This is a genomic window from Verrucomicrobiota bacterium JB022 (assembly GCA_030673845.1).
In the GTDB taxonomy this organism is placed as follows: Bacteria; Verrucomicrobiota; Verrucomicrobiia; order Opitutales; family Oceanipulchritudinaceae; genus WOUP01.
The window spans coordinates 22,646-44,245 of sequence record JAUTCQ010000011.1; the positions used below are offsets into that span (position 1 = coordinate 22,646).

General features: G+C 64.5%; 12 protein-coding genes. 4 read left to right on the forward strand and 8 right to left on the reverse strand.

Annotated elements, in window-relative coordinates; all coding sequences use genetic code 11:
* The first annotated feature begins 1 nt into the window (after position 1).
* From Q7P63_06835 to Q7P63_06850, 4 genes are all read left to right on the forward strand, one after another.
* On the forward strand, positions 2 to 1,309 hold the full coding sequence (locus tag Q7P63_06835; GenBank protein ID MDP0499801.1) for a TRAP transporter large permease: 1,308 nt from the start codon (positions 2 to 4) through the stop codon (positions 1,307 to 1,309).
* A gap of 205 nt (positions 1,310 to 1,514) precedes the next feature.
* Positions 1,515 to 2,339 carry a 5-dehydro-4-deoxy-D-glucuronate isomerase gene (gene kduI / locus Q7P63_06840; protein MDP0499802.1) on the forward strand — a complete coding sequence of 275 codons (825 nt, stop codon included), beginning with the start codon at positions 1,515 to 1,517 and terminating at the stop codon, positions 2,337 to 2,339.
* Positions 2,340 to 3,107, forward strand: a complete 768-nt coding sequence (gene kduD, locus Q7P63_06845; GenBank protein MDP0499803.1) for a 2-dehydro-3-deoxy-D-gluconate 5-dehydrogenase KduD — start codon at positions 2,340 to 2,342, stop codon at positions 3,105 to 3,107.
* 56 nt (positions 3,108 to 3,163) lie between these two features.
* Positions 3,164 to 3,934 carry an IclR family transcriptional regulator gene (locus tag Q7P63_06850; GenBank protein ID MDP0499804.1) on the forward strand — a complete coding sequence of 257 codons (771 nt, stop codon included), beginning with the start codon at positions 3,164 to 3,166 and terminating at the stop codon, positions 3,932 to 3,934.
* A gap of 59 nt (positions 3,935 to 3,993) precedes the next feature.
* On the opposite strand, the gene Q7P63_06855 is transcribed toward Q7P63_06850, so the two are convergent.
* From Q7P63_06855 to Q7P63_06890, 8 genes are all read right to left on the reverse strand, one after another.
* The gene (locus Q7P63_06855; protein MDP0499805.1) at positions 3,994 to 6,069 is read right to left on the reverse strand and encodes a methyl-accepting chemotaxis protein; all 2,076 of its coding nucleotides are present in this window, start codon (positions 6,067 to 6,069) and stop codon (positions 3,994 to 3,996) included.
* Positions 6,070 to 6,301: 232 nt separating this feature from the next.
* On the reverse strand, positions 6,302 to 7,696 hold the full coding sequence (locus tag Q7P63_06860; protein ID MDP0499806.1) for an MFS transporter: 1,395 nt from the start codon (positions 7,694 to 7,696) through the stop codon (positions 6,302 to 6,304).
* 12 nt (positions 7,697 to 7,708) lie between these two features.
* Positions 7,709 to 9,151 carry a glucoamylase family protein gene (locus Q7P63_06865; protein MDP0499807.1) on the reverse strand — a complete coding sequence of 481 codons (1,443 nt, stop codon included), beginning with the start codon at positions 9,149 to 9,151 and terminating at the stop codon, positions 7,709 to 7,711.
* Positions 9,152 to 9,171: 20 nt separating this feature from the next.
* Positions 9,172 to 11,448, reverse strand: coding sequence for a glycoside hydrolase family 3 N-terminal domain-containing protein (locus Q7P63_06870; protein ID MDP0499808.1), 2,277 nt, complete (start codon positions 11,446 to 11,448; stop codon positions 9,172 to 9,174).
* Entirely contained in the window at positions 11,448 to 14,861 is a 3,414-nt protein-coding gene (locus Q7P63_06875; GenBank protein ID MDP0499809.1) for a hypothetical protein, read from the reverse strand. Before Q7P63_06875 ends, Q7P63_06870 begins: the two co-directional genes overlap by 1 nt.
* 94 nt (positions 14,862 to 14,955) lie before the next feature.
* Positions 14,956 to 17,847, reverse strand: coding sequence for a TonB-dependent receptor (locus Q7P63_06880; GenBank protein MDP0499810.1), 2,892 nt, complete (start codon positions 17,845 to 17,847; stop codon positions 14,956 to 14,958).
* A 405-nt stretch (positions 17,848 to 18,252) separates the two neighbouring features.
* Positions 18,253 to 19,338, reverse strand: coding sequence for a LacI family DNA-binding transcriptional regulator (locus Q7P63_06885; protein MDP0499811.1), 1,086 nt, complete (start codon positions 19,336 to 19,338; stop codon positions 18,253 to 18,255).
* Between the two features lie 72 nt (positions 19,339 to 19,410).
* On the reverse strand, positions 19,411 to 21,585 hold the full coding sequence (locus Q7P63_06890) for a glycoside hydrolase family 31 protein (protein MDP0499812.1): 2,175 nt from the start codon (positions 21,583 to 21,585) through the stop codon (positions 19,411 to 19,413).
* Positions 21,586 to 21,600: the final 15 nt, after the last annotated feature.

The following is a 21,600-nucleotide window of genomic DNA, read 5'->3' on the forward strand; positions in this document are numbered from 1 at the left end:
CATGGACCTACAAATTCTGATTTTGCTGCTTTCCTTCACGGCCCTCCTGCTCATGGACGTGCCCGTGGCGGTCTGTATCGGCGTGGCCACCGTGCTCACGATGTATTCGATCGGCGAAGTGCCCACCGAATATATCACCGCTCAACGCCTTTCCACCGGTATCGCCAGCTTCCCCTTGCTGGCCATCCCCTTCTTTGTGCTTGCCGGCGTGCTGATGGGCGCGGGCGGCATGGCCCGACGCCTGATGGACTTCGCCAACGCCCTCGTCGGCGGCTTCCACAACGGCCTCAGCTACGTCAACACCATCACCTGCATGCTCTTCGGCGCCGTTTCGGGCTCCGCCGCTGCGGCGGTGTCTTCCATCGGCAGCTTCATGATGCCGGAGATGGAGCGCAAGGGCTACGGGCGCCCGTTTTCGGTCGCCTTGACCACGACTTCCGCTACCACGGGCCTGCTCATCCCGCCCAGCAATATCATGATCGTGTATGCGGTCGTGGCGGGTAATGTGAGCATCACCTCGCTCTTCATCGCCGGGGTCGTGCCGGGGATGGTCGTCGGTGGCCTCCTGATGGTCGCCTCGTGGTGGGTGCAGCGCAAGAACCGCAGCGAAGAGCTTTCGCACGCTTCGCCCCGCAAGATGCTGATCAGCTTCCTGCAGGCGGTGCCCAGCCTCGCGCTGATCTTCATCGTGATGGGCGGTATCCTGGGCGGGATCTTTTCCGCCACGGAGGCCTCCGCCGTCGCCGCGCTGTATGCCTTCCTGCTCGGGGTGGTCTTCTACCGCGAGGTGAAGATCAAGCAGATCCCCGAAGTGCTGCTGCAAAGCGCCAAGACGACCGCCATCGTGATGTTCCTCGTCGGCGCCAGCCAGGCGATGAGCTGGGTGCTCTCTTACGAGATGATCCCGCAGACGGTGAGCGACGCCATGCTCGCCATCAGCGACTCGCCCATCGTCACCCTGCTGATCATCAACATCCTGCTGCTCGTCGTGGGCACGTTTATGGACATGACGCCGGCGGTGCTGATCTTCACGCCTATCTTCCTGCCGGTGGTGACCGGCTTCGGCATGGACCCCGTGCACTTCGGCATCATGATGATCGCCAACCTTTGCATCGGCCTCTGCACCCCGCCGGTCGGCACCTGCCTGTTCGTCGGCTGCGGCGTGGGCAAGACGACGCTCGCCCAGGTGATGCGCCCGCTGGTCCCGATGTTTATCGCAATGTTTGCCGGCCTGCTGATCATCAGCTACGTGCCCGCCGTTTCGCTCTGGCTGCCGAACTTCATCGAGAGCCTGCTGCCCGGCCAATAAACCGGCGCCCGGCCTTTTTCTCCCGACTGGAGGCGCGTGCTGCACGCCCTCCAGTTTTTTACTGGGCCAAAGTGTTCATATTTGGATAATATGTCCATTTTGGTTTACAGAGGCCGACGCCTTTCCTACGGTGCACCGTCTAGGCGCTGGACTGTGGTTACGGCGCTGCCCGATCAAACCTCTCCCAACAATCTACCCGAATTTCATGCTGTATACATTGCCTCCCGAAATGGTCCGCCGGGCCGATACTCAAGAACTGCGCGACAACTTCCTGCTCGCCGGCCTCTTCGCCCAGGGCGAGATCAAGCTGCGCGTGTGCGAGCTCGACCGCGTGGTCGTAGGCGGCGTGGTGCCGACCTCCGGTGCGCTGGAGCTGCCGGCGCTCAAGGAGCTGGCCTGCGAATACTTCTGCGAACGCCGCGAGCTGGGTGTGATCAACCTCGGCGGCGAGGGCGACGTGACCGTCGACGGCGAAACGTTTTCCATCGGCCACTGCGACGCCGTCTACGTGAGCCGCGGCAGCAAGAAGGTGACGTTTGCCTCCAAGGACAACGCCAAGCCCGCGCAGTTTTACCTCGTGAGCTACCCCGCCCACAAGGAATACCCGACCAAGCTCGTGCGCCATGCCGACGTCGAGCCGCGCGTGCTCGGCCAGAAGACGACGGCCAACTGCCGCAAGCTCTACCAGCTGATCGTGCCCGGCCGCGCCGATAGCTGCCAGCTCGTGATGGGCTTTACCAAGATCGAAGACGGCAGCGTGTGGAACACCATGCCGCCGCATACCCACCTGCGCCGCTCCGAAGTGTATTGCTACTTCGACGTGAGCGAAGGTGCGCTTGTCTTCCACTTCATGGGCGAGCCCACCGAAACGCGCCACCTCGTGATGCGCGAAAAGGACGCCGTGCTCTCCCCCGCCTGGTCGATCCACTCCGGCGCGGGCACCGGCCCCTACAGCTTTGTCTGGGCCATGGGCGGCGAAAACCAGTCGTTTGACGACATGGACCACTGCGACCTCAGCACCCTGCGCTAAATGAGCCAAGCAGCCAACTTTGACCTGAGCGGCAAAACCGCCATCGTGACCGGAGCCTCCAAGGGCCTCGGTGCCGCCATCGCCATCGGCCTCGCCCAATCGGGCGCCGACGTGGCCCTGGTGGCCCGCGGCGACCTCTCCGAAACTCGCGCCGGGGTCGAAAAGGCCGGGCGCAAGGCCTTCGAGATCCCCGCCGACCTTTGCAACCGCGAGGAGACCCGTCAGGTGCTGCCCCGCATCCGCGAAGCCATCGGCGGCGAGCCCGACATCCTCGTCAACAACGCCGGCACCATCCGCCGCGCCGACTTCCTCGACTTCAGCGAAAAGGACTGGGACGAGGTGCTGGAGCTCAACCTGACCTCCCTCTTCCTCCTCAGCCAGGAGTTTGCTCGTGGCGTGGTCAAGGCAGGCAAGCCGGGCAAGATCATCCAGATCGCCTCGATGCTCTCCTACCAGGGCGGCATCCGCGTGCCCTCCTACACTGCCTCGAAGAGCGCAGTGATGGGGCTGACGCGCCTGATGGCCAACGAGCTGGCGCCGCACCAGATCAACGTCAACGCCATCGCCCCCGGCTACATGGCGACGGAGAACACCGCACCGCTGCGGGCCGACGAAGCGCGCAACAAGGCGATCCTCGACCGCATCCCCGCCGGGCGCTGGGGCGACCCGACCGACATCGTGGGGCCGACCGTCTTTCTCGCCTCCGCCGCCTCCAACTACCTGCAGGGCTACACCATCGCCGTCGACGGCGGCTGGCTCGCCCGCTAAGAAGCTTGTTTCACGCGCCGGGCCTGCCAAACGCCCGGCGCTTTTTGTCTCTTCCCATGCCGGCCTACACGATCCCCAACCTCAGCAACGCTTGCACGGTGCTGCGCTTCCTCGCGCAACGGCCCCAAGGTGCCACGCTGGCCGGGATTGTGGCTGGGCTGGAACTGCCGCGCACCACGGCACTGCGCATCGTGACTACGCTGGAGCACGAGGGCTTTGTGCGCCGCGACGACCGGCACTACTTCGTCGGCCCCGCCCTCATCCCATTGGGAGTCGCCGCCCAGGCCAAGGTGGAGCTGCGGTCCATCGCCCTGCCCTTCATGCAGCAAGCGGTCGAGGCCACCGGCGAAACGTGCCACCTCGCGGTGCCGTTCGAAGACAAGTCGATGATCGTGGAAGCGGTCCAGAGCCCCCACCCGCTCACCGCCAGCAGCCGCACGGGCTCCCTGGTCGACCTCGTCTGCTCCGCCTCGGGCAAGGTCTTCCTCGCCTATCTGCACGAGCATGACTTCGCCCAACTGGTGCCGGTGGAAAAGCTGGTCGCCCGCACTCCGAATTCGATCCTCACCCACCAGCGCCTTGCACAGGAGCTGACCGCCACGCGCACGCGCGCCTACGCGCTGGACGAAGAGGAATACTTTACCGGCGTGCGCTGTGTGGCCGTGCCCATCTGGTCGAGCCGGGGCGTGGAAGGCGCGCTGGGCCTTACCGCCTCCGCCCACCGGCTCACGCCCGAGCGTGTGCCGACGGTAGCCGCCAGCTTGCAGAAAATCGCCAGTCGTATCTCCGAGCGCATTGGAGGGCCTGCCGTCCACACAGCCCGCTGAGAACAAAAAAGGCCGTCCACGAAGGGACGGCCCATGAGCAGGGGGTAGTGAAATAAAGCTTAATGCTGCGAGATCTTCACCTCGGAGCCATTGCGCGAACGGTGGCCGTTCAGGCTTTCGGGCTTGGATTGGCGCGGCGTTTCGGTGGCAATGTAGACTTCCTCTTCCAGAGAACGGTGGCTGCCCCGTTGTGAGAAGAACGCCTCTTCGGCCTGACGGTAGTTGCTGGAGCGAGCCGGAGCTTCCATCTGGCGCTCTTCCTCCTCTTCCTGCGACTCGTCGTAACGGCCTCGGTGGAGGAAGGAAAGCGGGGCTGCCGCCTTTTCCGGCTTGTTCCAGGAGCCGTAGCTGGCCTTCTGGCTTTTCTGGCGCTGGATCTCCTTGTCGGATTCGATCATGGCCCAGAGCTGGCTGATGGCCTCGCGAAGGTCTTCGGACTGGGCGCTGAGCTCTTCGGCCGCGCTGGCCGATTCGGTGGCGCTCGCGGCATTGCTCTGCGTCACCTTGTCCATCTGGGTAACGCCGGCGGTGACCTGCGTTACGCCCTGGCTTTGCTCTTCGGAGGCAATGCTGATGGCTTCCACGAGTTGGTCGACCTCGCGGGCCTTCACCACGATATCCTTGAGGCTGTCCATGACGGCCTGCGACAGCACGACGCCCTGGCGGCTGCGCGACTTGGCCTCGTCGATGCGCAGCGCCGATTCGCGGGCGGCTTCGGCGCTACGCTTCGCAAGGCTGCGCACCTCTTCGGCCACAATGGCAAACCCGGCCCCGGCTTCTCCCGCCCGGGCGGCCTCCACGGCGGCGTTGAGCGCCAGCATGTTGGTCTGGAAAGCGATTTCGTCGATCGTCTTCACGATGTTGGCCACTTCGTTGGACGACAGCTCGATGGCCTGCATGGCCTGGCTCATCTCGGTCATCTTGGCCGCGCCGTTTTCGGCAGCGGAGCGGGCGGCGTTGGCGGTGGCGTTGGCAGAACGGGCATGCTCGGCGTTGCGAGCGGTGGTAGCGGAGATTTCTTCGAGCGTGGCGCTCGTCTCTTCCAGCGTCTCGGCCTGCTCGCTTGCGCCCTCGGCCAGCACTTGGCTGGTGGTCGAGACTTGCGTGGCGGCGGAGGCCACCTGCTCTGCACCATTAAAGACAAAGTCGGTAATCTCCTTGAGGCGCTTGTAGATGCGCGAGCTACTGAACCAGCACCATGCGGCACTGAAGACCACTGCCAGCGCCACGACGCTCAAGAGCTGTTTGGCGGAAGTCTGCAACAGTTCCTGCTCGGAGGCCGAGGCCGTTTGCGTTTCCAGGACCGAATCGTCGAACAAGGCAGCCAGGGCGCTCTGGGCAGCGGTGTTACGCTCGGTGCGCTGGCGCTGCAATTCCCGCAGGTTGGCGGATACCGACTGCAGCTCGACGAGGCCAGCCTTGTAGGCGGTCACCGCATCGCGGATCTTCTGCTGCTGGGCCTGTGCATCAGCACTACCCTGCGCCAAGACGGAGGCGGCTTCGATGCTGCGGACGATCTGCGAGGAGATCGAGTCGAGGGTTTCAGCCGCGATGTCTTCGTTGCGAGACTGGCTGCGAAAGTTCTCCGCGCGCAGCTGATTCATGTACCGCCCAATGCGCTGCACCTGGATCAGCTCCTGCAGATAACGCTCGCGTTCAAGGTCTCCCGCCTCTGCGGCATCGGCCAAGGCTTGCAGACGAGCGACATACGCCGTGATCGTCTCGGTGGCCGTCACCGCCTGCGCGTCGAGTTCGCTACGGATCAAATTGGCCTGGGCCACGGTGGTGGCCGTCGACTCGAAGAGGCTCCAGTAATCGCGGTAAGCCTTCTCCGCAGAATCAAATCGTGCCTGCGTTGCTTCCGCCGTATTATCAAACCGATCGGCTGCCTCCTCCCACTGGGCCTGCAGCTGCGTATTCTGCTGGCGGGCTTGCTCCAGATACCGCGCATCGCCCGTCAACCCAAACGATCGTGTAGAAAGGTTGATTCCAGAGGTCGTATTGAGAATGGCAGAGACGTCGTTGGCACGCGGAATGACGACGCTGCCGAGGTGATGCGAGGTGTTGGTAGCCTGGTCCATCCGCCAAAAGGCAAATGAGCCGAGTGCGGCGATCAGCACGGTCAATGTGCTCATGCCAAGGACAATCTGACGCCGGATCTTGAAGTTACGTTTGTTTTTGCGGTGCATGACGGGAGGGGGGAGGGAGACTTGGTAGTTACCTCGCTTATCGCCCCATCAACACGATGATTAAGGTTTTTCACCCGATTTCGCCGTGGTTTGTACCCTTTTTAAATACCGCTTGAATGTCTACCAAAATGTACGTCAGGAAAATTGCGTAAGATTACGCTCTCGTCCGTAAGTGTTTTCACGTACGAGCTTTTTGCTGCTCCAGCTCGGCCTTGATCTGGTAGACGCGCTCCTCCGTCAACGGATAGCCGCGCAGGAGGAAAATCGCGAGGCCGCACAGCACCGCCGGCAGGCCGATCTCCCAGAAACGCATCCAGAAGAGCGTGTCGGCCGACTGCGTCACCACCTTGTCGTCAAAACCGGTCGATTGCAGCAGGATGCCCGACACGAGGAAACCGGCCGAGACCGCCACCTTGAGCCACCAGCTGTAGACGGCGGCATAGGTGCCCTCGCGCCGCACGCCATGCTTCAGTTGGTCGAGGTTGGCCACGTCGGCCACCATCGAGACGGCCATCGTGTAGAGCGCGAGCATCCCGGCGGAGATAAAGACGGTGGGGATCAGCGTCAGCCACGGCAGCGCGGGGTTGTAGCACACGATCTTGAGCAGGCTGCCGCCGAGCATGAAGCCGACGAAGAGCTGTACCGTGCGCGCCTTCCCCACCTTTTCGCTGGTCCACGTCATGGGCAAGACGGCGAGGAGGCAGGTGATGGCCCAGACGCTGCCGTTGTAGGCCAGCATCTCCGACGCCGCCACGCGGTCGCCGCCGTAGACGAAGAAGATCACGATGTAGTTCGTGAAGTTGTTCACGAAGTTGAAGCCGCAGGTGATGAGGAACACGATGCCCACCACGCGCAGGAAAACGCCGTCGCGGGCCGTGGTAGCGAGGCTCGACCAGAACTTTACCCTCTCCTGCGTCGCGATCTCGACCTGACGGCGCTCGCGGCAGAGCAGGCCCGGCAACAGGGCTGTGATCAGGACCACCACCCCCACCCCGACGGCAATCGTCCGCATGCCCTCTACCTCGTTGTCGAAGACTTCGTTGTTCGCCAGCCAGTACATCCAGGGGGTGACGATGGCGAAGATGTTGCCGAGGAAGCTGCCGATGGCGAAGAGCCGGGTCTTCTCGTGATAATCGAGACTCATCTCGTAGCCCAGCGCGGTCAGGGGCACGGAGAAGACCGTCGTCGCGGTATAAAAGAGCAGGCTGACGCCGAGGATGTAGGCCAGCAGCGCCCACTCCGGCCAGGCTTCCGGAGCCCACCAGAGCAAGACGTAGGTGACCGCGCTGGCGATGCCGCCCGCGATGATGTAGGGCCGGCGACGCCCCCAGCGCGAACGCGTATTGTCGGAAAAATAGCCCGTGAGCGGGTCCGAAACCGCATCCCAAAGGCGGGGAATCATTTGCACCACCCCCAGCCACACCACGCTGACCCCCAGCCCGAGGTTGAAGATCAGGTTGGTGAGCTGCGCGACCGAGTTGATGAAGGCGATGGGGATGGCCATGCCGAGGCCAAACGCGACCTTTTCGATCAGCGGGATACGGTCTCGGGCAGCAGTGGCGTGGTGGGCCATGGCAGTATAGGATCAGTCGACCGCTACCGGTTGGGGCTTCAGCTCGGTCAGCCAGCCGCCGCTGAAGCCCGCCCTTTGCAGGCCACGGACGATGTGGGGGTTGCGGCGCATGACTTCCCAGACGAAGCCGCTGCGGTAGTTTTCGATCATCAGGACGATGGGCCCCTGGTCGATGCCGAGGTGGTCTTTGCCGAACCAGCCGAGCCCTTCCACGATGTGGCCGTTCTGCAGCTCGCGGTCGGCAAAGTCGAAGGAGGGGTTGAAGGCGTCGACGAAGCCGTGCTCGGTGTAGACGTGCTCGCCGTAGCGCTGTTGCATCTCCTGCAGCGCCGGGATCACGATCTCCGGGGCGAAGGCGATGGAGCCGGCGGCAGCGGTGGGCGCAATCGTGCCATCGTCGGTCGTGTAATCGGCCCCCGCCCCGCGTGCGCGGTAGGTAAAGAACATGCGCATGCGGCCCTTGTACTCCAGCAGCACGTCGGCCGGGCCGTCGCAGGCCGTAAGCCCCCAGATGTTGGGCCCGTAGTCGCGCCAGCCGAGCGGGTTCTGGATGGCATAGTTGCGCTGCGCATGGGCGGCGCGGCGCGAATTCTCGAAGTAGTCGATCCCGCGCGAGCGCATGTAGGTGTCCTGGATGCCGCGCATGTCGATCCACGACTGCGTGTACTGGTGGCCGAACATCGGGGCGAAGGCCACATGCTCCACCTGATTGAAATCTGCCCAGTGGTAAGACCAGACAAAGCGCTCCCACGAATCTTCCGGGATGGGGTGTGTCGGCGAGGCGAGGGCCAGCAGGTAGAGGAACATGGCCTCGTTGTAGCCCTCGTAATCCGCGGGGATAAAGCCCGTCTCGGGCATCCAGCCCATGCACATGAGCGAGGGGCGCACGAGCGCCCAGTCCCACTCCACACGGCGGTAGAGCGTCTCCGCCAGCTGCCGGATCTCCACCTCGGCCTGCTCCGGCCCGTCGAAGTAGCTCTGGCAAAAGAGCGCGCCGAGGATAAACAAGGCCGTGTCGATGGTCGACAGCTCGACTTCGAGGTAGCGCTCGCCGTTCTCCATGTCGAGGAAGTGATAGTAAAAGCCCTTGTGGCCGGTATTGCCACGCGGCTCCGGCCCCTGGGGGGCCTGGTCGAAGAAGCGGAGCGTCGCCAGCACGCGCTCGAGCCCCTCTTCCCGCGTGATGAAGCCGCGCTCGATCCCGATCGGGATCGTGGTCAACCCGAAGCCGACCGCCGCGATACTTGAAAACGATTCGGTGGGCGCGCGGTCGGGCACGAGCCCGCTTTCCGGGTGGGTATTCTCCCAAAACCAGTTGAAGGTGCGCTCCTGAACATCGTCGAGGAACTCCTGATGCTCCTGGTAGAGCACGGGCGGGGCGGCGTGCATCTCAGTGGAAACGAAAGCCGGGATGGGAAGAACGGCAAGACAGGCAAGGCGGATCTTTTTCAGCATGGGCGTAAGGCGTAATGGGTCTAGGGTTGGGTGGAAGCGGTCGTCGCGGGCTCCACGGAGAAGCTGCGATTCAGCTCCGCCGCCGAGCTACCGCCGACATAGACTTTGAATTGGCCGGGCTCCACGCGCCACTCCAGCTGCGGGCTGAGGCAGGCGAGGTCTTCCGGCTGGAGGGTAAAGCTGATGCGCTTGGTCTCACCAGGCTCGAGGGGCACGCGCTCGAAACGGCGCAGCTCACGCACCGGGCGGGCGGTCGTGCCCACGACATCCTGGATGTAGAGCTGCACGACTTCGACGCCCGCGCGGTCGCCCGTATTGCGCACGTCGAACTCGACCGTGATCGGCTGCTCGGGCGTGATCTTTTCGCTGCTCACGCTCAGGTGGTCGTAGTCGAATTCAGTATAGCTGAGGCCGTGGCCAAATACGTAGAGGGGCGTCCACGGGGCGTCGATATACTTGGAAGTATACATGTCCGTCGCATCGGCGGGGCGCCCCGTCTGGCGGTGGTTGTAATAGATCGGCACCTGGCCCACCGTGCGGGGGAACGTGATCGGCAGCTTGCCGCTGGGGTTGACGTCGCCAAAGAGCACGTCGGCCACGGCATTGCCTGTTTCGACCCCGAGGAACCAGCTTTCGACGATGGCCGGGATGTTTTCGTCGAGCCAGCCGATGCTCAGCGGGCGGCCGTTCATGAGCACGACCACGACGGGTTTGCCCGTCTCCAGCACCGCTTCGGCCAGCTCGCGTTGGACGCCGGGCAGGTCGAGCGAAGTGCGGCTCTTGGCCTCGGCGCTCATGTCGCGGTGTTCACCGAGCACGAGCACGACGGCGTCGGCCGCCCGCGCGGCCTCGACCGCGCGCACAAAGCCGCTGGTGTCTTCGGTCGCCACGTCGGCCCCTTTGGTAAAGTGGATCTCCGTATCGGGCAGCGCGCGGCGGATGCCTTCCAGCACCGTTACGGCGTCTTCGGGGCGACCGGCTGCCGCCCAGTTGCCAATCGCAGAGTGCGCATCGTCGGCCAACGGCCCGATGACGGCCAGGGAAGCGATGTCCTTGCTCAACGGCAGCACCTTGCGGTCGTTTTTGAGCAGCACGATCGACTTTTGTGCGACTTCGCGGGCGGCAGCGCGGTGCTCGGGCGTCAGCGTCAGGGCCTTCTGCCGCTCCATGTCGCTGTAGCGGTAGGGGTCTTCAAACAGGCCGAGCTTCCACTTGGCTTCGAGCACGCGGCGCACGGCAGCGTCGATCACCTGGGTGTCGATCCGGCCATCGTCGATCGCGTGGGGCAAGAGCAGGTAGGCCTTGCTCAGCATGTCGATATCGACGCCCCCGTGGATGCCTTGCAGGCCCGCGTCGAGCAGCGAAGCCGCCACGCCGTGGTCCATCAGCTCCTGAATGCCGGTGTAGTCGCTCACCACAAGGCCGTTCCAGCCCCACTCGCCCCGCAGCACGTCGTTGAAGAGGAAGCTGCTGGCGTGGGCGGGGACGCCGCCAATGTCGTTGAACGAGGCCATAAAGGTGGCCACCCCCGCGTCGGCCGCTGCCTGGAAGGGCGGGAAGTAGACCTCGCGCAATGCACGCTCGGAGATCTCTACCGTATTGTAGTCGCGCCCGCCCTCGGCGGCACCGTAGGCGGCAAAGTGCTTGGCGCAGGCCAGCAGGGTGTCGAGCGCAGTCAATTCCGTTCCCTGGAAGCCCCGCACCCGGGCGGCAGCCATGACCGCACCGAGGTACGGGTCTTCGCCCGAGCCCTCCACAATGCGGCCCCAACGCGGGTCGCGGGCGATGTCGACCATCGGGGCGTAGGTCCAGTGCACGCCGTGCGCGGTGGCTTCGACGGCAGCGATGCGGGCGGAGAGCTCCGCCGCTTCCGGGTCCCAACTCGAAGCCTCGGCCAGCGGCACCGGGAAGATGGTGCGGAAGCCGTGGATCACGTCGTGCGCGAACAGCAGCGGGATGCCCAAGCGCGATTCCTCGACGGCGATGCGCTGCATCTCCCGCGTCACATCGCTGCCGTAGACGCTGAGGAACGAACCGATGGCGCCCTTGCGGATCTCGTCGACACCCACTTCGGGCACGGCGGGGCCGGTGTCGTTCCAGGCACCGGGGGCTTGGTTGAGTTGACCGACCTTTTCCTCCAGCGTCATTTGCGCGAGGAGGTCGTCGATAAAGGCTCGCATCTCGGCCTCATTGGCCGCGGGCGGGGTGGAAACGGGAGGCGTCTGGGCTTGCCCCGAAGGGCCCAACCCCAGACTGACGGCAAAGGCCAGGCTCATGCGCAGTATCGTTTGATTCATTAGATTTCGATCGTGAGTCGGTTCTGGTCGTCAGCCAGCAAGGGCTTCAAAATCTCGACCGGCACCCGAAGGCCGCCGGGGCGGTAAGGGTTGGGCTCGCGGGCGGTTGCGTGCACTTGCGTGCCGTTGATCTCCAGCCGGGTGGGCCCAAAGCCGCGCACCTTCACCCGGTAAGTGATGGCGACGGGGCGGTCGCAGAGGCTTACCTCCGCCACCAGGCCGTCGAGGCTGGGCGGTAGCACGGGGTCGAAGACCACGTCGCCAAATGAGGGGCGCAGGCCCAGCACGCTCGACTTGAGCATGTTCAGGAACAGGCCGGGACCGCTCGAATAGAGCCTCCAGCCGCCCCGCACCGCGATCTTGCCCGCCTTGAGGTCGTCCCAATGGGCGGCAGCCTCGTGGCGGTCGGCAAAATCGGCGTCGGAACTGGAGAAAAACACGTTAGCCTGTCGACGGGCGGCCTGCGGCAGCACCTCCTGCAGCGCAACCGGGTTGACCCGTTGCAGCGCCTGCCAGCAGCCGACAGCGTCGCCCACCTTGGCCAGCGTCTCGGCATAGCGGAGGTGGGCGTGCACATACATCAGCCCGATCTCGCGCCCGATGTTGGCGGCCGTCTCGGCTCGCTTGAACATGTGCGATACGCCGCCCCGGTACTGCACCGGCTCGCTCATCAGGCGTACCCCATCCTCAAAGAGCAGTTCGTCGCGGATCAGCTCCAGGTGATGTTGCGCCTCCTCTGGCGTAAACAGCTCGGCCAGGATCGAGCGCGTCATCGGCAAGAGACGATAGCGGATGCCCGTCAAGTGGTCGCGCGGATGCAGGAGCAGTTGACGCCCGCCCTTATCTTCCCGCAGGAGAAAGCCTGCGACTACGCCTCCCACGACCAGGTATTGGTGGAAGTCGCGGTACATGCGCGCCAGCAAGTCGTCGAGATGCGTCACCCGTCGGGCGTCTTCCCGGCGCTGACAGACGTCCCGAAAGAGCCGCAGCGTGTGGTAGGCAAGGCCGACCGTCCAGGCGCTGATCAGACGGGTGCGCAGGGCCGGATCGGCAGGCTGCAGGGTGTCGTCCCAATCGCCGTCGCCGTAGTCGACCAAGGCCGTGCCTTTGGCCATCCGGGCCTCCAGCAGGTGCACGATTCGGTCGCAATGTGCCAGCAACGGCTCCTGCGGCCCGGTGGGCTGAAACGTCTTGGGATCGGTATAGCCGACCGGCGTATCGAGCAACTCCAGGTCGCCCGTGCGTTCCAGATAGTCGCACAGGGCCTTGAGCGGCCACAGGCAGACATCACCATGCGACTCGTGCTGCTGGATAAACTGGAAGGGTGCATGCATGAACCATTGCGGCCAGCCGCCTTCCCCCGCGTATTGCTGGGCGAAGACCGCCCGCAGGGTCTCACGCGCCACCGTGGTCTGATCGACCGCCAGCAGCCACTCCAACGAGCCTTGGCAGACGTCGCGCACGCCCCAGGCCGCGCCACCGTATTGCTCCAGCCCGTGCGGGGCCGAAAAGTGGATCGAAGCGTTGTGGTTGAACCACGGCACGATCTCCTGCACCCGCGAGACACCCGCATCGGTGCCCCCACGGATCCGCAGCGGAGCGGCTGGCGGGGCGCTGGCGGGGCAATCTTCGAGCAACACGGCGCGGGCTCGCTTCACCCGTGTGTCCAAGGAGTCGAGCCCATCGTTGCTGCCCGCCAGGATGATTTCGCAGCGCCGCGTGGGCTCCGTCCGCATCGTCACATAGGCCCGGCTGCGGGCACCGGGACGGATGGCCTCGTCGCCGTCGAAATAATCGAGCACGGTGGGGTCACCCATCGCGATGGCAAAGCAGGCATTCGGGTAAGCCCGCGCCAGCAGGCTGTCGTGCGCAGGGCGAATCGTCGAGCGCCCCAGCTCCGGCTCGGGCGTGATGGCAGGCGGTGCCTCATCTTCGTCCGCCCCCGCCGTCACACGATGAGTGATGAGAAAGGCCAACGTGGCGCCCTCGACCACTCGGATCTGCAGGAAGGCGGCGGCAAGGTCTTGACCACAGCAGGCCGCGACTTCCAGCCGCGCATCCGGCAGGCGATAGATCCAGCGCACTTTGCCGGGCTCGAGCGCAAAGGCCGAGGGCACGCCAAGCTGCCGCCACTGCCCATCGGCCCCCAGCACAAAAATCCGCTGCCCGTTGGAGCGATTGACGCCAAGGGCATTGCGCGCGACCGGCAACAGGCGGGCCAGGTTGGGATTGCCGAGATAGGCCTGCGCACCAAAGACGCCCGCTGCGTAGCAGGTGAGGCCAAAGTGGCCCGGATCGAGCCGGGTATGGTCGCCACTGCGGAGGACGTGGCCGTGCGGGCGCAAAATCGTAGCTTCCTTCGCGCGCGTCGCCACATGCGTCTGGCGGTCGCAAAAGAACGAGAGCACCCTGCCCTGCTCATCGTGCTCCAGATGGCGGTGTTCGCCCGGGAACCAGTCGCGCAAGTCGCTGGCCGTCGGCTCTTCGCCATGCAGCCAGGGCGCGGTGCGGAAAAGTGTGTCCACCCCGTCTCGCTTGGAGAAATCAGGCTCCGGGTGGTGGATCCAGTCCGCCGGCAACAACGCCTGCAAGCCTTCCACGTCTTCCGTCGACGAAGCCGCCGGGTGGTGCGGCCAGAGGCGCAGGAGGAATGTCACGCGCCGGCTCTGCCCGGGTGCGATCTCCAGCTGCGGGCTCTGCAGGCAGGCCATCGCGCACTCATATTGGAGCTTGCGCGAAGGCAGCTGCGGCTGCTCCAGCGCGGCGGGCGTGCCGGTAAGGCGGTGGTCCTGACCGTAAAACTGCCAGCCGTCGGTCGCGTAGCCAACAGCGCCTTCGAGGCAGGCGACCGCCAGCATCGGGTGCCGCCCTTCGGCCATCGGCTGATTTTGCCGCGCCAACACCACCCAGCCCAGCGTGGGATCTTCGACCGGGTTGAGGTCGATGTAGTGGGAGGTGAAGGCCTCGTTGTTACGCACTGCCGCTTCGTCGGCCAAGCCCAGATCTTGCGCGAGCAAGGCATCCACCGTCCGGGACTGCTTGCCACGATTTTCGACCGTCAACGTCCAGGCCCAGGCGGGCAAGCTCGGGTGAAGCTGCACATGCACGCCGCAGCGCAAATCGGAGCCGAGGCGGGCCGTCCAGGTGGCGGCGTCTTCCACGTCGGCAGCAAAATTACGGTTGCCCGTCACCAGCGACTTGCTGCACGCAGGTGCATCGCCCTGCCATTCGCGCAGGTAAAGCCGGAAGAGGCCGTCGGCCCATGGGTCGGGGATCAACTGGTTGACCAGGAGCCCTTCGTGGCGCACGGCAAGCGGTACGCCTTCGCCAGAAAACTGGAGGCGCAGGGGATGCGCGTCCCGCAGCTCTACCGGGTCTCCCTTGGAGATGATAATATCGTTCGAAATCGCCATGTGTACGCAAGGTGATTGGGAATGGGCTCGCGGCCCAAAATTCAGGAAGCCGGCGACCGTTCGCGGGAAAGGCCGCCGGCTAGTGCTCACGCCTCTAGAAAGTGACGCGGGCCGTAAACTTGAAGGTGCGGGGCGCCTGCATATACCAGCCGCTCGCGATGCGGTCTCCGCTGCGGTCGACGTAGGTATAGTGGTAGTCCGTCACGATCGGGTCGTTGCGATCGAAGACGTTGTCGATGTTGAGCGCGAAGCGCACCGGCAGGTTGCGGATCTCCGTCTCGTAGGCGATCACCATATCGGTAGTCGACACGTCGTCGCCCCAATAGGTGCGGCCATCGTAGACGCCCGCATAACGGCGCCCCGTCAGCGACATACCCGCGCCGATCGAGAGACCGTCCAGCGGCTGATCGTCGAGGAAGGTATACGTCGCGAAGAAGCTGGCGGTGTATTTGACCGAGCCCGACACAATGGCGCCCGGCACCGCCTGATCGAGCGCATCGCGCACATTGTCGATCTGGTTCTGCAGATCTTCCGCCGCTTGCGGCGAACTGGCGTTCTGGACGCCCGCATTCCAGGTGTCGATGTTGGCATCGAAGTAGGCGCGGGAGTCGGGGTAGTAGTCCACCACTTCGGCGGTCGGCTTGGCGTAGCTGGCCTGCAGGCGGAGGTTGCGTGTCGGGTTCGCCGTCATCTCAAACTCCCAGCCCTTTACGTCCACTGAGGTCGTATCGGAATAGGCCACAATGGGGCTCTGCGCGCCGGGATTGGTCGCATCGTTGTAGCGATCCCAGATGCCGCGCAAGCCGACCGGGTTTTCGATCAGGCGCCCTTCCGACTGCGTGTCGTAGCGCGTGATCGTCAGGTAATACTTGTGGTCTTCGGTCGAGATGCGCACGCCAAACTCGTGGCCGCTGCCTTCTTCGGGATCGGGGCGCTCACCGCTCAGCAGCGGCTGCGAGCCGGGGTTGGGCGGCTGGATGTTTTGCGAGTAATTGGCGAAGAGGCCGAGGAACTTGTAGTAGTAGATGCCGCCCACCGAGTAGGTCGTGCCATCGCCCTCCTGCTTGGAGAAGCGGTCCATCCCGTCGTCGCGACGATATTCTAGGATATCCTCGGTGTAGGTATCGTAACGCACGCCGGCGAGAATGCTCAGGCTCTCATCAAAAAGACGGGTGTGAGAGAGGAAGGCGAAGTCCTTCAGCTTGAAGGTGTCGTCGAAGTCGTACCAGTAGCCGATGGGTTGCTGGGCGTAGTAGACCCCCTGCTCCGGCATGATCAGCTGGTTCGGATTGTCGAGGTAGAGGCGGCCCCACACAAGGTGCTGCTGCCACTGGCTCGTATCGGGCATATCGGCCGGGGCGACGTTGAAACCGAGATACTGGTGCGCGTTGATCTCAAGCTCCTTGTAGGCGGCGGACGCGCTGAAGAGCTGGTCCCAGCGCTTGTCCATGAAGGTGCCGCCAAAGCGGTAGTTCAACTGCACGCGCGCCTCGGTGACGGTGCGGCTCTGGTCTTGCTGGCTGAGGAAAAAGTCCGCAAAGGCCTTGCCGTAATTCGGGTTGGGCTGGCCGTTGGGCAGCTGCTGGTTGATGTCGATAGCGGCCCCGTCGGTCGGCTCGTAAGACTTGGCGGTGACGTTGTCTTCGTAGCGGTAGACGGCAACGGTGCCTTCGAAGTTCTCGTTGAACTTGTGCTCCACCGTGAGCGTGAAGTCCTTGTATTCGGTGTCGGCCACGCCGCTGCCGTAAGACCAGTCGTCGTCGGGCAACACAGGGATCTGGTCGGTCGAATACCAGTCGGTGCCATCGTGGAAGCGGACCTCTTCGGGGTAGAAGCCGGCGTGCGGAGCGTAATTGAGCTTCACCCCGTTGGGCATCGAGGTATTGGAAGCAAAACCGCCCGCCCAGGGTTGGATCTGCGGGTCCTGCCCGGGGATGTAAACCGGGTATGAAGTCAGCCAGTCGCCCCAGCCGCCCGCGTTCTGGATCGGCTGCGTGGCATCGACCGCACCTCCGGTGGGCGCGGCACCCCAGGTGGCCGAATTGGTCTGGCCGTCCCAACCGGAGACTTCATCGCCGATCGTGGTGCCAAAGAGCGTGCGTTCCCGGTCCGCGTATTCCGCCTCGAAGGTGATCGAGGTGCGCGCGGTCGGGCGATACATGAAGGCAACGGTGGCGGCGCGGAATTCGCCGTTGTCGTTTTCCTGCCAGCCCTTGAAGTCGTCGGCCACGGCGTTGACACGCACGGCCAGTTGTTCAGTCAGGCGCTGGTTGGTATCCAGCTCGAAGCGGGCGCCGCCATTGCTGTCGAGAATGCCCGTAAGGGTGGTAAAGTCGCGGTTGAGCTGCGCGCGCTTGGTGTAGATGGCCAGCGTGCCGCCGACGGTGCCCAGGCCGAAAACGATGGAGTTAGGGCCGCGCAGGAATTCAATCCGGTCGACGTTGTAGCTGTCGGCATTCTGGTAAAACGAAAAATAGTTGCGCGTGGGCCCGGGGCCGCCTTGTTGACCGGCACCGGCGCTGCGGTAATTGAACGACCAGTCCTGAAACGGCGCCCCCAGGCGGCGGCCCGCGCTTTGGTCGGTCGGGACGACGTTAGGCGACCACTTGAGGGCATCGCGCACGGTGGTGATGCCAAGGTCTTCGATGAAAACGCTGGTCAGCGATGAGACGGACGACGGGGTGAGCTTGAGAGGCGTATTGATACGGCCACCGGCCAGGGAGTCCACTGCAGTGTAGCCGACATCGTCGCCGGCATTCACCGCGAAGGCCTCCAGCTCGTAGACCGGCATATCCGGGTCGGGCGTGGTGGAAGTCGTGGCGGGCGGAGGCGTGGGAGCGGCAGGCGTGGCGGCAGGGTCTTGGGCCGTGGTGGTGATCGGGGCGATCGAGTCGGAGTCGGCGGGAGCTTGGGCGAGAACCGCGAAGGGAAGCCCGAGGGTCAGGACGCTGACGGGGAGGCACTTCCAGGGCGCAATCTGGTTCATGGGGGTGTTCCGGGTTAGAGGAGTGGCTTTTGCCGCAGGCTTCGCTCACGAGCACAAGGCATCGCGGGTTGCACCGGCGACCTGCTGCGAATGAGTCGTTTCGCAGCCTTTGATTGGGATTGAGGGGATGGAACCGGCCTCTACACGACCGGCGACATACAAATACTAAAATATGAAAACATTTGCATTGCAAACCCGACAGATGCTTTTTCACCTCCATAAACCGACCTTAAATCCCCTATTTTACAGGCTGAATATACCAAAAAGCGCCAAACAAGCCTGCCTTTTACATTACTGCAAAAGATTACATTTCTACCTTTTCAGGATCGGCGAAGAAGCACGTACAAGCGCCACCCTGTAGCAAGTCACGAACCACTTCTTCTTCTACCGGCCGAGGCCAAGACGTCAGGCCACCCGGGTCGAATCGCGAATCACCAGCGACGCCGACAAGTCGGCCGGTTGGGAACGCACGGGCTTCGCCTTGCCTGTGGCACTCGCGGCCTCCACGATCACGGCCACCGCGCGCTCGGCGAGGTCGGCCAAGGGCTGGCGCACGGTGGTGAGCGTCGGCCGGGCCATCGTCGCCCACAAGCCGTCGTCGAAGCCCACGATCGAAATATCCTCCGGGCAGCGCAAGCCCGCCGCCTGCAGGGCCGTGATCGCGCCAAAAGCAATCTCATCGCTCGCGCAACAAAGCGCCGTCGGCCGCTCCGGGCCTTGCAGCAGGCGCTCCATCATTGCCCTGCCCCCTTCAAACGAAAACGAGCCCTGCAGGATCCAGTCGGGCCGGGCATCGAGCGCGAGCGCCTGCATGGCTTCGCGGTAGCCCATATCGCGCTCGTAGGCATCGCGCGAGGAATCCGCCGGCCCCAGCAAGAGGCCCAGCCGCCGGTGCCCGAGCTGGTGCAACAGGCGCACGGCCGAGCGCGCACCCTCCACGTTGTCGACCCCCACGACGGGAAGGGACAGATCCGAGACTTCGATGCGGCGAGGCAGGGCGGCCTTCGTCAATACGAGCGGCCGCCGGTAGCCCTTGAGCTGCGCCAGCTCTTCGCGTGAGAGCGGCTCGGCCAGGTAGATAACGCCCGAAGTGTCGAGGCTCACCTGCTGCATCGCTTCGCGCAGGTCGTGATCGGGTCCGCGCTTGAGGGTGCGGATCTGCACGTCCCACCCACGCGAGGCGGCGGCACGCAGGGTGCCGGCGAGGAAGCGCCCGTAGAACTCCGAGAAAAAGATGCTCTCATCGAGCGGCACGATGACCGAGAGCGAGGTATTGACGCCCCGGCGGAGCATGCGCGCCCCGGGGTTGGGCGTAAAGCCGCGCCGTTCGGCGAGGTCGAGGATCTCCTTGCGTCGCTCGCTGCTCACGAGGTGCGACGTCTCGGAGCGCAAGGCGCGGGAGACCGTCGAGGCCGAGACGCCGAGCTCTTCCGCGATCGAAAGGATGCCCGTTTTATCGAGCCGGGAAGATTTGGAAGAAGCACGTGGCATGTCGTGGGGGTAAGTCTTACGGTCTACCGTGCGGCGATGCAAGCATCGGCCCGCCCCGGCAGCATTTCCAGATCAATTACGTAACGGGATGACCACTGGCTGGCCGTCGATACCTTCCGCGCGCGTCACGCCATGGTCGGTCACCAGTTCGACCACCACCGGGCGGCGCGGGCGGGCACGATCCCCTTCGGTTGCGGCCACCGTCACGTGCACCTCCTGCCCGCGGCGCTCTGCGCGGTAGGTCGTGCGGAGAAAGTCGCCGTTGCGGTAGCCAAAGCCGTCGCCCGCGTCCTCATACAGCGTGCCTTGGGCCTTGCCGTATTCGTTGAGCGACACCACCAGCGTCAACGGCTGCAACGAGTCTTCCACCGTGCTCTGGACCACGCGGCCCAGCGGCAGGATGGCCCCGCCGCGCAGCTTCAGCACCGGCTGGTAGGGGTCGCCCGTCGCCGGCTCGCCGACCAGCGAGATGGGGCGCCAGGTGCCCGGCAACGGGGCGGGAGCCGAGGCCCAGACGGGTACCACCAGCAGGTCATCACCGAGCAGGAAGGTCTCGTCCTCTCCGCGCAGCTCGGCGTTGGTCGGGTCGGCAAAGAAGGTGGGGCGCATCACCGGCAAGCCGTTGCGCGCGCTCTGCTCAAAGAGCGTGTAGAGGTAGGGCAACAGCCGATAGCGCCGCTCCAGTGCGGTGCGGGCAACGCCCTCCACCTCTTCGCCGAAGGCCCACGGCTCCTTGGCGTTGGAGTCTTTGGTCGCGTGGCCCCGGGCAAACGGGAACAGGCTGCCGACCGCGATCCAGTTGGCATAAAGGTCGGCCTCCGCATCGCCGCCGAAGCCCCCGATGTCGGGCCCGTTGAAGGGCTGGCCGGAAAGGCCGAGGTTGAGCGTCATGGGGATCGACCACTTGAGGTGCTCCCAAGTCGAAAGGTTGTCGCCCGTCCAGGTGGCGGCGTAGCGGTGGCCGCCCAGAAAATTGGCGCGCGTGAGCACAAAGGGGCGCTTGTCGGGCTTTGCATCGAGGATGCCTTCCCGCGTGGCCTGCACCATGAGCATGCCGTAGACGTTGTGGTATCGGGCGTGCGGCCCTGCCGGCAGGTCGCCCCCACCCCGGTGCCAGTTGTGCGGCGGCATCGTCTTGCTGGGCACGTTGGCCACGGCGGGCTCATTCATGTCGTTCCAGACGCCGTCGATCCCGGTGGCCATGAAGTCGCCATACAAATCGGCCCACCACTCGCGGACTTCCGGGCGTGTGTAATCCGGGAAGACGCAGGGCCCCGGCCACACATCGCCCACAAACGGCTGCCCAAAGGCGTCCTGCACCCACATGTCGCCCTCCGTCCCGGCCTCGTAGATAAAGTAATCCGGGTCGACCTTGATCCCCGGGTCGATCATCCACACCGCCTTGAAGTTGTGCTCGTGCAGGTAGCGGTTGACCGCGTGGGGCTCCGGGAAACCAGTGGGATCGAAGGTGAAGACGCGGAAGCCGTCCATGTAGTCGATGTCCATCCAGATCACGTCGGTCGGGAGGCGGCGCTGGCGAAGCTCATCGGCAATCTCACGCACCCGCGTGTCGGGGTAATACGACCAGCGGCTCTGCTGGTAGCCCAGCGCCCAGCGCGGCGGCAGCGGCATGTGACCCGTCAGGTCGGCCAACGCCGAGACAACTTCCTGCGGCGACTCGCGCTCGATCACGATGACGGGGAACCAGGGACCCTCGCTCGTAAACTCGATCTTGCCGTCGAGCGCGATCTCGCTGCGCCAGGTGGTGTCGGCCAGCATCCCGAAGGCAGTGCCATCGGGCCGGACCGCCAGTACCCACGGGTGCGACTGGTAGAGCTGGTGCCCCCCGTTGTCGCGGTAGCCGTAGTTGTCGCGGTTCCAGAGCGTCACATTCTGGCCCGAACGCTCAAGCGGGCCGGTGACTTCGCCCGTGCCGTAGAGGCTGGTGCCGGGCGGCACTTCGATCGTCACCCGCGTGCGCTCATCGCCGAGGAAAAACTGCGGCTGCACCTGCCAGCCCTCTGGCAACGCGCCTTTCGGCTCCGGCCGCTCCAGCAGGGCAAGGGATGGCGGCATCTGCTCGATGGGCAGATCGGCGGGGAGAAACAGTGCGATCCGGTCGCCGACGAGGCCGCTGAAGCCGGTCGCGCGCTCGACATAGGCCTGGGCGCGCGCGGCGACAAAGATCAGCAGGCCGAGCAGGCACAGCAGAGACGTTTCGCGTCGGGAAAAAGGCAGGGTGTTCATGTATTGGGGCAGTGA